Source organism: Lentzea sp. NPDC004782 (assembly GCF_040609115.1).
GTDB lineage: Bacteria > Actinomycetota > Actinomycetes > Mycobacteriales > Pseudonocardiaceae > Lentzea.
Window position 1 is genome coordinate 35,253 of record NZ_JBEXJN010000035.1, and the last position, 14,298, is coordinate 49,550.

At 71.3% G+C, this 14,298-nt stretch carries 5 protein-coding genes; 4 read left to right on the forward strand and 1 reads right to left on the reverse strand.

The window, feature by feature from the left end; translation table 11 throughout:
- Positions 1–6: 6 nt before the first annotated feature.
- Genes ABZV40_RS28865 through ABZV40_RS28880 form a run of 4 tightly spaced genes read left to right on the forward strand, consistent with a single transcriptional unit; the run spans position 7 to position 13,817 of the window.
- Positions 7–10,773: an amino acid adenylation domain-containing protein gene (locus ABZV40_RS28865; protein ID WP_355448155.1), complete on the forward strand. Its 10,767-nt coding sequence runs from the start codon at positions 7–9 to the stop codon at positions 10,771–10,773.
- Positions 10,760–12,451, forward strand: a complete 1,692-nt coding sequence (locus tag ABZV40_RS28870) for an ABC transporter ATP-binding protein (protein WP_355448158.1) — start codon at positions 10,760–10,762, stop codon at positions 12,449–12,451. Before ABZV40_RS28865 ends, ABZV40_RS28870 begins: the two co-directional genes overlap by 14 nt.
- The gene (locus ABZV40_RS28875) at positions 12,448–13,407 is read left to right on the forward strand and encodes an alpha/beta hydrolase-fold protein (protein ID WP_355448161.1); all 960 of its coding nucleotides are present in this window, start codon (positions 12,448–12,450) and stop codon (positions 13,405–13,407) included. The genes ABZV40_RS28870 and ABZV40_RS28875 overlap by 4 nt, the downstream gene beginning before the upstream one ends.
- A 23-nt stretch (positions 13,408–13,430) precedes the next feature.
- A complete protein-coding gene (locus tag ABZV40_RS28880; protein WP_355448163.1) occupies positions 13,431–13,817 on the forward strand; it encodes a VOC family protein in 387 nt (128 codons plus the stop codon).
- A gap of 12 nt (positions 13,818–13,829) precedes the next feature.
- Here ABZV40_RS28880 and ABZV40_RS28885 read toward each other — a convergent pair whose 3' ends face one another.
- Positions 13,830–14,195 carry a metalloregulator ArsR/SmtB family transcription factor gene (locus ABZV40_RS28885; RefSeq protein WP_355448166.1) on the reverse strand — a complete coding sequence of 122 codons (366 nt, stop codon included), beginning with the start codon at positions 14,193–14,195 and terminating at the stop codon, positions 13,830–13,832.
- Positions 14,196–14,298 lie beyond the last annotated feature (103 nt).

A 14,298-nucleotide genomic window follows, 5' to 3' on the forward strand; every position in this document is an offset into this window, starting at 1 on the left:
ACCTTCATGGAACAGGTGCTGCTTTCGACCGACCGGATCGCCTCTGTTCGGCGCCGTGCCGGTGAGTACCCGCAGCGGACCGTCGCCGTCGCGAGTGCGGTGGCGCTGACGCACTGGGCGGACCCGTCGCTGACCGTTGACGGGCTTGAGCTCTCGCCTGCAACGCTTTTCGCCGATCTGCTGGTGTGGGCCGACAAGGGGCAGCAGTCCGACGTCGTCGAAGCAGCCGACGGCTGGCGGATTCCGTTACCGGCGGGCGTCGACGCGGCCGCTGCCCAGCGGGTGCTGGACGACCTCGCCGAGTTCCCCAACCGCGCCATCGGGACGCTGACCGCGCAGACGCTCGACGAACGGCTGGCGGACCTGGCGCGCTGGAACGACAACGAGTTCCCGCGCGAACGGCCGAGCATCGTCGACCTGTTCCGCACACAGGCCGCGGCGCGCCCGGACGCCGTGGCGATCAACGACGGCGACCGTGCCCTCACCTACGGCGAGGTGCTCGCCCGTTCCAACCAGCTGGCGCGATTCCTGCTCGCACAGGGCCTGAAGACCGAGCAGGTCGTCGGCATCTCACTGCCCCGCTCGGCCGAGATGGTGGTCAGCCTGCTCGCCGTGCTGCAGGCCGGGGCCGCGTTCGTGCCGCTGGACCCGCAGTGGCCGGCCTCCCGCCGCGAGTCCGTGATCACCGACGCGCGGGTCGCCCTGATTCTGGGCAGTGGCCAGGAGAACGAGCCCGACGCCGTCGCGGTCGACCTGGACTCCTGGGATTTCGCGGAGTACTCGGGCGAACCGACCGGCGTGCGGATCGCGGGCGCGCAGCTGGCGTACGTGATGTTCACGTCCGGCTCGACCGGCCGCCCCAAGGGCGCGATGATCCGCCACGAGGCGATCAGCGAACGCCTGCTGTGGCAGGTGCACCAGATCCTCCACTTCGGACCCGACGACGCGGCGCTGTTCAAGGCCCCGCTGTCGTTCGACATCTCGGTCAACGAGATCTTCCTGCCGCTGGTGTGCGGTGGCCGGACCGTCGTCGTGCGCTCCGGCGGCGAACGCGACCCGCACCACCTGCTGGCCACCATCGCCCGGCACCGCGTCACCTTCGTCTACCTGGTGTCGTCGATGCTGGACGTGCTGCTGACCATCGCGGGCGACGGCGAGCTCGCCGGCCTGCGGCACGTGTGGTGCGGCGGCGAGGTGCTCACGCCCGAGCTGTACGAGCGGTTCCGCACGCAGCTCGACATCCCCCTGTACCACGGTTACGGCCCGGCCGAGGCCACGATCGGCGTCTCGCACGTGATCTACCGCGGCGAGGCCGAGCGGCTGTCCACGTCGATCGGCAGGGCGAACCCGAACACCGATCTCCACGTGCTGGACGACCGGCTGCGGCCGTGCCCGGTCGGGGTCGGCGGCGAGCTGTACATCGGTGGGTTCCTGCTGGGGCGCGGGTACGTGAACGCTCCTGGGCTGACGGCCTCGCGGTTCGTCGCGAACCCTTTTGCGGGGGACGGTTCGCGTCTCTACCGGACCGGTGACCTGGCGCGGTTCGCCCCGGACGGGTCGCTCGACTTCCTCGGCCGCGTCGACAACCAGGTCAAGATCCGCGGCATGCGGCTGGAGCTGGAGGACGTCGAGGTCGCGCTCGCCGAGCACCCCGGGGTCCGGCACACCTGTGTCGTGGCGCGCAAGAACTCCGCCGGAGGAAACTACCTCGTCGGGTACGTCGTGCCGTCGGACGAGAACCTGACCCCGGACGCCGTGAGGCAGTGGGCGACCGAGCACCTCGTCGAGTACACGGTGCCCGCGCACATCGTCGTGATGAGCGAGTTCCCCTTGACGCCCAACGGGAAGCTCGACCGCCGCGCCCTGCCGGAACCGGTGGTGGACAGCGGCCCGGTGACCGCCGCGGCCACCGGCGACGAGGCGGTGATCTGCGCGGCCGCGGCGTCGGTGCTGCGGGTCGAGCAGGTCGGCGCGGACCAGGACTTCTTCGAACTGGGCGGCGACAGCATCCTCGCGATCTCGCTGCTGTCCGCGTTGCGGGCGCAAGGCGTGTTCGTCACCGCCACCCAGATCTTCGTGCACCGCACACCCCGCGCGCTTGCCGCCGTCGCGTCCCGTGACGGCGCTGCGACGGTCGACCACGACGACGTGCCGACCGGTCCGGTGGCGGGGCTGCCGATCGTGCAGTGGCTCGGCGAGACCACGGACGCGATCGACGGGTTCGTCCAGTCGGTCGTGCTCAACACCCCGGCCGAGCTGACCGCCGAGGCGTTGACGCAGATCCTCGACGCGGTCGTGGCGCGGCACGACATGTTGCGCGCCAGGCTCGTCCGGGGTGACCGCTGGTCGTTCGACGTTCTCGCCGACGGGAAGGCCCTCTGGGAGGAGAGCGACGCTCCGCTGGAGGAGTGCGTCGAGGCGGCGACCGAGGGGGTGAACCCCGACGCGGGCATCATGCTGCGCGCGGTGTGGCGGCCGAACGCCCGTCAGCTCGTGCTCGTGATCCACCACGTGGTGATCGACGGTGTGTCGTGGCGCATCCTGTTCGACGACCTCGCCCTGGCGTGGCAGCAGATTTCGTCCGGCGAGGCCGTGGAGCTGCGGCCGGTCGGCACGTCGTTCCGGCGCTGGACCCAGTTGCTGGAGCAGACCTCCTTCGAAAACGACCGCGCGTACTACGAGCGCGCACTGCCGGGCGTGGACCAGTTGCTCGGCCGGCGTGAGCTGACTGACGACGATGTCGTTGCGCGTGAACAGGTCCGCACCGTGACGGTCGGTTCCCGGGCCACCGCCGCGCTGCTGGGTGACGTGCCCGCGTTGTTCCACGCCAAGGTCAACGACGTGCTGCTGACCGGTCTCGCGGTCGCGCTGGCGAAGTGGCGGCGCGACCAAGGCCAGGACCAGACGTTCGCGCACATCGAGCTGGAGGGTCACGGCCGCGAGGGCCGGTTCGTGCCGCGCGATCCCGACCTGTCGCGCACGGTCGGCTGGTTCACGACGTTGTTCCCGGTCGTCGTGGACCCGGTCGATCTTCACGACCTGGGCGCGGCGTTGAAGCACGTCAAGGAGGACCTGGCTCGGGTGCCGAGCAACGGCGTCTCCTACGGCGCCCTGAAGTACCTGGGGCACAACGACTTCGACGTCCCGCGGCCGCAGGTGCTGTTCAACTACCTCGGCCGGTTCTCCGGGGGCACGACCGGCGACTGGCAGCTCGCGGAGAACGCCGGTCAGCTCGGCGAGAAGCGCGACCCGGCGATGCGGCTGCCGCGCGCCCTTGAGTTCAACGCCTCCGCCGAACCCGGTGCCGGCGGCGAACTGGAACTGGTCACCCTGATCTCGTGGCCGTCCGGCGTGTTCACCGACGATGACGTCGCGCGGATCGGCGAGTACTTCGTCACCGCGCTGGAAGGGCTGGCGGAGCTCACCACCGGCGGCCACTCCCCCAGCGACTTCCCGCTGCTGCCGCTCACCCAGGCCGACGTCGACGCGCTGGACTCCCCGGCGTTGCGCGAGATCCTGCCGCTGACGCCGTTGCAGGAAGGCCTCTACTTCCACTCCGTCTTCGACGACGGCTCCGCGCACCGGTACGTCGAGCAGCAGGTGCTGACGCTGACCGGTGCCGTCGACGCCAGGCGGCTCGAAGAAGCGGCGGCGCGGGTGTTCGAGCTGTTCCCGAACCTGGCCGCGCGGTTCGCGAGCCTCGCCGACGGCAGGGTCGTGTCGGTGCTGGAGTCGGGTGTGCGGCCGGTGTTCACCACGGTGAACGGCCAGGGCATGTCCGACGAGGAGATCAGCGAGCTCGCCGAACGCGACCGGGTCGCCGGGTTCGACCTCGCCACCGGTCCGCTGATGCGCTACACGCTCGTGCGGACCGCGCCACAGCGGTACACCCTCGTGCAGACCGTGCACCACATCATCGCGGACGGCTGGTCCGTGCCGCCGATGCTGCGCGCGTTGCTCGCCGAGTACGACGCGCCGGGGTCGGTGCACGTGCGCGGCAGCTACTCCGACTACGTGCGCTGGCTCGCCGAGAGCGACGCCGGCGAGAGCGACCGCGTCTGGGCACGCGAGCTGGAGGGCCTGCCCGGACCGTCGATCACCGTGCCGGACCACCTGCCGTCCGAGCGGTTCGCCGACATGACCCTGGACGCACCGTCCGATGTGGACGACCGGGTGCGGGCCGCCGGGGTGTCGCTCAGCGTCGCCGTGCACAGCGCGTGGGCCTTGACGCTCGGTGGCATCCTGGGCCGCCAGGACGTCGTGTTCGGCTCGACGGTGTCGGGCCGGGACGCCGACGTGCCCGGCATCGACGAGCTCGTCGGCCTGTTCATCAACACCGTTCCCGTGCGCGCCAGGTGGTCCGGTGACACGACCGCCCGCGAGCTGCTGGACGCGATGCGCGCGCACCAGACCGCCGTGCTGCCGCACCAGCACGTGTCACTGACCAGGATCGGCAAGCTCGCCGGTGCCGGATCCCTCTTCGACACGCTCGTGGTGTTCGACGTGGCGACCGGCGTGACCTCGTTGCGCTGCGACTCGTTCGGCATCGCGGACGTCGTCAACGAGGGCGCGCCGCACTACCCGCTGACGCTGGTGGTCGAGCGCGGGCACGACGGCTCGCTGACGTTCAACCTCGTGCACGACACGGTGGTGATCCGCCCCGGGGGTGCGCGCAGGATCGTGCAGACCTTCGCCGACACGCTGACCGCGTTGCTGGCCGGGGACGACATCCCCGCCCCCCAGGACATCGCGCCCGCCGCGGTGGAGGCCGCGACGCTGGCCGAGCTGTTCGACGCGGCCGCGAACCGTGCGCCCGAAGCACGTGCGGTGACGCTGTGCCGCCTCGACGGCACGTCGGAGAGCCTGTCGTACGGCGAGCTGGCCGAGGCGAAGCACCGGCTGGCGTGCACGCTCGCGAACGCCGGGGTCGGGCCGGACCAGCGCGTCGCCGTCGCCGTTCCCCGTTCGCTGGAGCAGGTGATCTCGCTCGTCGCGGTCGTGTCGGCCGGTGGCGCGTACGTGCCGCTGGACGTGGCGTACCCGGACGACCGGCTCGCGTACCTGCTCTCCGACACCGCACCTCAGGTCGTGCTGGTCGCTCCCGAGCAACACGACCGCTTCGCCGCGATCGTCTCCCGGATCGGCAGCGCCACACGGGTGCTCGCGATCGGTGACGAGGTGCCCGGCGGCGGCGTGATCACGCCGCCGGCCTGGCGGCACCCGGCGTACGTGATCTACACGTCCGGGTCGACCGGCAAGCCCAAGGGCGTTGTGGTGTCGCATCGCAGCGCGGTGACGTTCCTGGCGAACACCGGACCGGACATGGGGTTCGGGCCGGGCGACGTCATGACGCAGTTCCACTCGTTCTCATTCGACTTCGCGGTGCTGGAGCTGTGGGGCGCGCTGACCAACGGCGCCGAGCTGGTGGTGCCCGACCACGGGCTGACCCGTTCGCCGGTCGACTTCCACCGGCTGGTGCGCGACCGCGGCGTCACCGTCATGAGCCAGACCCCGTCGGCGTTCTACCAGTTCATCGAGGCGGACAGGCACAGCGACCCGGTCACGTCGGTACGCCGGGTCATCATCGGCGGCGAGGCGCTGGAACTGGGCCGATTGCGCGACTGGGTGGCGCGGTACGGCACCCGGCGACCAGACCTGGTCAACATCTACGGGCCGACCGAGTCCACTGTGTACACCGCGCGGCACGTGCTCGACGACTCCGACTTCGCGCCCGGCCGCGCCGACGTCTGCCCGATCGGCCCGCCCGTGCCCGGTCAGCGGACCTACGTGCTCGACGACCGGCTGCAGCCGGTCGGGCCGGGTGTGGCCGGCTCGCTCTACCTCGCGGGCGACCAGCTCTCGCTCGGCTACTCGAACCGGCCGGGGCTTTCGGCGAGCCGGTTCGTCGCCGACCCGTTCGCGGGCGACGGGTCGCGGATGTATCACACCGGTGACCTGGCGAGGTGGAACCTCGACGGCGAGCTCGAGTTCATCGGCCGCGCCGACGGCCAGGTGCAGCTGCGCGGCTTCCGCATCGAACTGGGCGAGGTCGAGGCCGTCGTCCGCGAGGTCGCGGGCGTGGTCGACGTGGCCGTCACCGTGGCGGACACCGCCGACCACCTCGTGGCGCACGTTGTGGGCACGCCGTCCGCCGACATCACGGCGGTGCTCGCCGGGAAGCTGCCCTCGCACATGGTGCCGCAGCGGGTCATCCCGCTGGAGAAACTGCCGATGACGGTCAACGGCAAGCTGGACCGGCAGGCGTTGCGGGAACGCGCCCGCCAGGACGGCACACCGGCCACCACGGCGAGCTCCTCGGTGCTGGACTCGCTGGTCGAGATCTTCCGCGACGCTCTTCCGGTGTCCGATGTGGACGCCGATACCGACTACTTCACGGCCGGCGGCGACAGCATCATGGCGATCGGCGTGGTGAACCGGGCGCGGGCGCTGGGAGTGGCGATCTCGCCACGCGACATGTTCCTGCACAAGACCCCGCGAGCGCTGGCGGAGAAGTTCGCCGCGCGGTCCGTGGAGCAGAAGGCCCCGGTCGTGGAGGAGATCTCCGACGGCCCGGTCGTGCCGACGCCGATCATGTTGCGACAGCGTGAACTCGGCGGCTCGCTCGACCTCTTCGCCCAGGCCAGGCAGCTGGAGTGCGCGAGCCTTCCGGACGCCCGGCGCGCGGCGAACGCCGTCGTGGCGACGCATCCCGCGTTGCGGCTGCGACTGAACACCGACCAGGGCGTGTGGTCGCTGAGGACCGAACCGGCGACCGAGATCGATGTCGTGGTGTCGGCGGACGACCCGCAGGAGGCCGCCGAGGCGGCCGCGGCACGGCTCGACGCCGAAGCCGGTGTGATGGCGGCGTTCACGTGGCTGGAGAACCACCGCACGCTCGTCGTGGTGGTGCACCACCTCGCGGTGGACGCGGTGTCCTGGATGATCCTGCTCGAAGACCTGGCCGTCGCGCTGCGGGGCGAGAAGCTCGCGCCGGTGACGACGTCGTTCGCCTCGTACGCCGCCGCGTTGACGGTAGGCGCCCAGTCCGGCGGCGACCTGCGCCGGTGGACCGAGACGCTCGACGCCCCGGCGCTCACGCCGCGGCTCGGTGAACGGCGCCAGGTCACCGTCACGCTGGCGGCCGACATCACCGGCCGCGTCGTGCGGAAGGCACCGGCCGCGCTCGGCATCGGCCTGACCGAACTGCTGCTGGGCGCGCTGCGGACCGCGCTCACCGAGATCCAGGGCACGCCGACGGACCTGGTGATCGACCTGGAACGACACGGCCGCGTGCCCGCCGCCGAGCACCACGACTACACCCGCACGGTCGGCTGGTTCACCGCGCTCGCGCCGGTGCGGCTCAGCCCCGCCACCGATCCGGTCGCGGCGGCACGGGAAGTCGTTGCTCGGCAACCGGACGAGGTCGCGCACGTCGGGTTCGGTCAGCTGCGCTACCTGAACCCGCAGACGGCACCGGTGCTGGCCGCGTTGCCCCGGCCGCAGGTGCTGTTCAACTACCTCGGCAGCGCCAGCGAGTCGCAGGCGCTGCACGTCGATCCCGAGAACCGGCCGAGCCCGTACGCGGTCGAGGTCAACTGCTGGGTCGACGCCTCCGGCTCGCTGCGCGCCACGTTCGGGCTGACCGAGGACGTGTCCGACGAGATCGCGGCACGGTGGCTGCTCGCGCTGGAACGGATCGCGGACGCCTCGGCGGCCGTGCGGCACACCGCGCCGGTCTCGCCGCTGCAGCGCGGCCTGTACTTCCAGGCCGAGCTCGCGGGCAGGTCCGGTCAGTACGTCGCGCAGAGCTGCTTCACGTTCGACCGGCGGCTCGACCCCGGCGCCCTGGCCGAGGCTCTGGCGCACGTCATCGCGAAGCACCCCGTCGTCGGCGCGGGCTTCGAGACCGACGAGAACGGCACGCCGGTGCAGGTGCTGGGGGTCAGCGGCGAGGTGCCGGTGCGGACCGTGGACGTGCTGAACGACGACGCCGTCGAGGCGTTGCGCGTCGAGGACCGCGCCACGGGCTTCGACCTGACCTCACCGCCGCTGGTGCGGCTGACCGTGCTCAGGCTCCCGAACGGCTGCGACACGTTGCTGTTCACCAACCACCTGCTGCTGTGGGACGGCTGGTCACGCGCGATCGTGCTGGACGACCTGTTCGACGCCTACCGCGCGTTCCTGGCGGGCGGGACCGTCGACTCGACGCCCGCCACGCCGAGCTTCCAGAGCCACACCCGTGCGCTCGCCGAGAAGGACGCCGAGGCGGCGCAGCGGTTCTGGGCGGACCACCTCGCCGGCCTGTCCGGCCCGACACTCCTCACCGGACAGTCCACTTCGGACTCACTGCCGGTGAAGATCGTGCGGACGTTGGCGGTCGAGGCGTCGAACCGGGTGCGGGAGACCGCGCGCCGGCACGGCGTGACGGTGAACTCGGTGCTCACCGGCGCACTCGGGCTGGTGCTCGGCCAGGAGACCGGGCGCGGCGACGCGGTGTTCGGCGTGACGGTGTCCGGGCGTGAGGAGGAGGGCACCGAGGGCATCGTCGGCGTGCTGCTGAACACCGTGCCGCTGCGGGTGACCGCGCAGCCGCACGACACCGTGGGCGAGTTCCTGGCGTCCGTGCAGGCCTCGCGGGTCGCGACGATGGAGCACGAGCACCTCGGGCTCGGCGAGATCCAGCGCGCGAGCGGCCACGACCAGCTGTTCGACAGCCTGTTCGTGCTGCAGAACTTCCTGGACGACGACACGTTCACCGAGTTCAACGCCAAGAACGGGATCATCGGCCACGACGCGGAGGACTCGACGCACTACCCGTTCACGTGGGTCGTGACGCCGGGCGAGGAGCTGACGGTCAAGGTCGAGTACCGGCCGCACGTCACCGATCCCGCGTTCGCACAACGGTTGTTCGACTCCTACCTGGAGATGCTCGACGAGCTGACCCGCACGGACGGCCTGCTGGGCTCGCTCGGGTCGAGGCCGGCGCCGGAACTGGGCCCCGCCAACGACTTCGGCAACCTCACCGTGGTCGACCTGTTCGACCGGGCCGCCGACCGCAACCCAGATCGGGTGGCGCTGGTCGCGCACGGCAGCACGATGACTTTCGCGCAGCTGCGGGACCGCAGCCGGCACCTGGCCGGAGTGTTGTCCGGCCAGGGGATCGGCGTCGAGACGTCGGTCGCCATCGCCGTGCCGCGGTCGGCGGAGTGGGTCGTGGCGCTGTTCGGCATCCTGCGCTGCGGCGCGGCGTACGTGCCGCTGGAGCTGGACCACCCGGACGAACGGCTCGCCGCGATCATCGCCGACGCGCGGCCGGCGCTGACCGTCACGACCAGCGCGGTGGCACCTCGGATCCAGGGTCCGGCGTTCCTGCTCGACGAGCCGTGGCCATCGGCCGAGCCGGTGATCACGTTCGCGGAGCACGACCCTGACCGGCTCAGGCACGCGGCCTACACGATCTACACCTCCGGTTCGACCGGCAAGCCCAAGGGCGTGGTGACCGAGTACGCCGGGCTGACCAACATGCTGGTCAACCACCAGCGGCGGATCTTCGAGCCGGTGCTGGCCGAGCACGGGCACCGGACGTTCCGGATCGCGCACACCGTGTCGTTCGCGTTCGACATGTCGTGGGAGGAGCTGCTCTGGCTCGCCGACGGCCACGAGGTGCACATCTGCGACGAGGAGCTGCGCCGCGACGCCACCGGCCTGGTCGAGTACTGCGCGGAGCACGAGATCGACGTCATCAACGTGACGCCGACCTACGCACAGCAGCTGGTCGCCGAAGGGTTGCTGAACAGCGACCACAAACCGGCACTGGTGCTGCTCGGCGGTGAGGCCGTGACGCCGACGCTGTGGCAGCTGCTCGCGGAAACGCCCGGAACCGTCGGCTACAACCTTTACGGGCCAACGGAGTACACGATCAACACGCTGGGCGTCGGCACGTTCGACTGCGCCGACCCGGTGGTCGGCGTGCCGATCGACAACACCGACGTCTACGTGCTGGACCCGTGGCTGCGGCCGGTGCCGGACGGTGTCGCGGGCGAGCTCTACGTGTCGGGCGTGGGCATCGCGCGCGGTTACCTCGGCCAGCCCGGCCAGTCGGCCGAGCGGTTCGTGGCGTGCCCGTGGGTGCCGGGTGAACGGATGTACCGCACGGGCGACCTGGTGCTCCGGCGTCCCGACGGCAACCTGCTCTACCTCGGCCGCACCGACAAGCAGGTCAAGATCCGCGGGCACCGGGTGGAGCTGGGCGAGGTCGAGGCGCGGTTCGCCGCGCATCCGGGCGTGCGGTTCGTCGCCGCCGTCGCGCAGTCCGACCCCCAGGTCGACGGCGCGTACCGGCTCGCGGCGTACCTCGTGCTGGAGACGGGCGCCGACATCGGGTCGGTCGCGGCCGAGGTCGGCGCGGGCCTGCCTGACTACCTGCGGCCCACGCACTACGCCCAAGTGGACGCGATCCCGTTGACGGTCAACGGAAAGGCCGACACCGCGGCCTTGCCGCAGGCCCGTCCGCTCGGCACCCTGGTGCAGCACGGGGAGCGGGAGCTGACCGAGACCGAGACCGCGGTGCGCGAGCTGTTCGCCGAGGCGCTCGACCTCGACGAGGACGAGGTGGGCATGACGAGCGGCTTCACCGACCTGGGCGGGCACTCGATGCTCGCGGTGCGGCTGATCGGCCTGCTGCGCCGCGAGTTCGGTCCCGTGATCACGATCCGCGACCTGCTGGCTCTGTCCACCCCCGAAGCGATTGCGCGCCACGTTGACGAACACTGAAGTCCGAACCGGACGCGAGATCCTGCGGGTCGCGTTGCGCCGCAACGTCGGCGCGATGGCGTCCGGGACCCTGCTGATGGGCTCGTACCAGGCCGCGGAGACCGCCGTGCCGATCCTGCTCGGCGTGATCGTCGAGTACGCGCTGCGCGGCGGCCAGCTCCGGTCGCTGAGCATCGCGCTGCTCGCGCTCGGGCTCGTCATGGCGACGGTGTCGTACTCGTGGCGGTTCGGCATGCGGATCCTGCAGAAGGCGAACACGACGGAGGCGCACCGGTGGCGGGTCGCGGTCGCCGGCCACGGCCTGCGACCGGTGCCGCGCGACGTCGATCTGAAGTCCGGCGAGGTGCTCACCATCGCCACCGAGGACGCCGACCAGACCGCGGACATCATCGAGGTGGTGCCGCTGCTGATCAGCTCGCTGGTGTCGGTGGCGATCACGGGCGTCGTGCTGGCGGTGATCAGCGTGCCGCTCGGCGTGCTGGTGTTCGTCGGCACCACCGGGATCCTGAGCGTGCTCAGCGTGCTGTCGCGACGGATCGGCGCGAGCACTCAGGTGCAGCAGGCGAAGGTCGCGCGGGCGGGCGCGAAGGTGTCCGACCTGATCGCGGGACTGCGGCCGCTGCACGGTTTCGGCGGCAGCCACGCGGCGTTCCAGGCGTACCGCCGGGTGAGCACCGAGGCCAAGAAGCAGTCGATCGTCGTGGCGCGGGTCAACGGCGTCTACGCGGGCACGGCCCTGGCGTTGAACTCGCTGCTGGCGGCGGCGGTGACGTTGTGGGCGGGCCTGCTGACGTTCCAGGGCCAGATCTCGGTGGGACAGCTGGTGATGGCCGTCGGGCTGGCGCAGTTCCTGATCGAGCCGCTGAAGGTGTTCGCGGAGATGCCGAAGTACGTCATGATCGCGCGCGCCTCCGCCGAACGGATGGCGCTGGTCCTGGCCGCTCCCCCGCGGATGACGCCGGGCGTCGAGGTGCCCGGTCCTGAAGGCGGCCTAGAGGTCGAGGGACTGACGCACGGGACGTTGCGGGACCTCACGTTCTCGGTGCGGCCGGGCGAGTTCGTGGCGATCGCCGCCTACCAGCCGCAGGCCGCGGCCGAGCTGGCGGCGGTGCTCTCCGTCGACGTGCCACCGTCCGCGTACGAGGGCGTGGTCCGCGTGGCCGAGCGGGAGATCGCGGCACTCACGATCGATAGCGTGCGCACCCATCTGCTGGTCAACCCGTCGCACCACGAGGTGTTCGCGGGAACGTTGCGCGACAACGTGGATCCGTCCGGCGAGAGCGCGCTGGTCGACGAGGCGGTCTCGGCCGCGATGCTGACCGACGTGGTGGAGCTGCACGCAGAAGGCCTCGACTACGCCGTGCGCGACCGCGGCGCCAACCTCTCCGGGGGCCAGCGGCAGCGGTTGTCGCTCGCCAGAGCCCTGGCCGCGGATCCGGAGATCCTCGTGCTGCACGACCCGACCACGGCCGTCGACGCGGTCACCGAACAGCTCATCGCCCGCAACGTCGCCGCACTGCGCCGCGGCCGCACCACCGTCGTGATCACCAGCAGCCCGGCGCTGCTCGACGTGGCCGACCGCGTGCTGGTCCTCGACGACGGCACGGTCACCGGCGAGGGCACGCACCGCGAGCTGCTCGGCCGCGACTCCTCCTACCAGCTGGCGGTGGCCCGATGAGGTTCGAGTGGCGTGGCGGCCCCGCCACCGTGGTGTTCGAGAGCTCGCTGGACCCGGTCGAGCTGCGGCACCGGGGCGGCGACCTCTGGTCCGCAGAAGTCGAGATGCCCGAACGGTTCCGGGTGACGTACCACTTCGTCGACGCCGACGGGGACGAGCACGCCGACCCGTCGAACCCCTCGGCGGCAGGCCCGACCCGGTCGATCTTCACCACCCCGGACCTGGAGCCGCAGCCGCACTGGCCGGTCGTGGGACCGGACGAGCTGCTGGACCTGCCGTCACTGCGGATCCGCTGGAACGGCGCTCTCGGCCGCAAGACCGTGCGCGTGCACCAGGGCGGCGAACCGGTCGTGCTGCTGCTGGACGGCGACGACTGGATGTACGTGCATCCGTTGATGACCGCGTACGAATCGATGATGAAGGAAGGCGAGGCACCGCCCGCCACTCTCGTCTTCCTGCCCACGCCACGGAACCGCGCTGCCGAGTACCGCGATCCCGCGCTGTGGCAGGCGATCCGCGACGAGCTGCTGCCGTTGCTCGCCGCCGACGGCGTGCCGGTCGACCCCGCGAAGCTCGTCGTCGCCGGGCAGAGCCTCGGCGGGCTGAGCGCGTTCGAGGCCGCGCTGGACCTCCCGGACCTCGTGACGCGGGTGGCCTGCCAGTCCGGCTCCTTCTGGTGGGCGCGCGACCTGCCGGACCACGGGGTCTCGCTCGACGGCCCGGCCGGTGGCGACATCGCGGCACGGCTGCGCGACCGCGACCTGTCCGGGCTGCGCGTGGCGTTCGACGTCGGCGAGCACGAGCCCGCGATGCACCGGCACTGCGCGGTCGTCGAGGAACTGGCCTCGGCCGCGGGCGCGACCGTGCGGGTGAACCGCTCCCCCGCCGGCCACGACCGGGCCGGCTGGCGACACGCTTTGTTGCGCGACATCGCCTGGCTGCTCAGCGATCTGTGAGCCGATCCGGCAGGCTGTACGGCATGTCCGAACCTCCGGTGATCTCGGTGATGCTGATCGTCCCGGACGCCGACGCCGCGGTCACCTGGTACCGCGCCGCGCTCGGCGCCACCGAGCTGTGGAACCTCGGCGGCGTGGCCGGCCTGCGGATCGGCGGCGCGCCGTTCTTCCTGCACGAGGCCAACCCCGGCAACCCGGCGGAGACCAGCCCCGGCCAGGTCACGAACGTCCGCGTCGAGGTCTTCACCGACGACCCGGACGGCTTCGTGGCCCGCGCCGTGGCCGCGGGAGCCGTACCGGGCTCACCGGTCGTGGACCACCAGCTGCCGTGGGGCACGCACCGGCAAGGCGGCTTCACCGACCCGTTCGGCCACAGGTGGTCCGTGGGCGACCGGTCACCGCTGCGCTGACCGGAACCAGGCTCAGTTCTGCCTGCGGGCGCGGCGACCGGGTGCGGCCTCCGCGGGTGTCCGCAGGTCTTCGAGGAGCTCCAGCTGGCCGGTGATGACTCCGGTGAGGATGCGCCTGGCCACGGCGAGCAGTTCGGCGACGTGCGGGCTCGTCAGCGAGTAGAAGACGTTGGAGCCTTCCTTGCGGGTGGTGACCAGCCCTGCCCGGCGCAGCACGGCCAGCTGCTGGGAGAGGTTGGCGGCCTCGATGCCGACCTCGGGCAACATCTCCGCGACGGAGTGCTCCCGCTCGCTCAGCAGCTCGAGCACCCGGATGCGGGCCGGGTGGCCGAGAGTCTTGAAGAACTCCGCTTTGACCTGGTAGAGGGGCCTGCTCACGTGGGCCTCCTCCCGTCGACCGTCGTCATGGCGCTGATCCTCCCTGGTGGATCGCCGGTGGTGCGACTCGGGATGCGTTTCCACGAGGTTCAGCAGTTTCCGA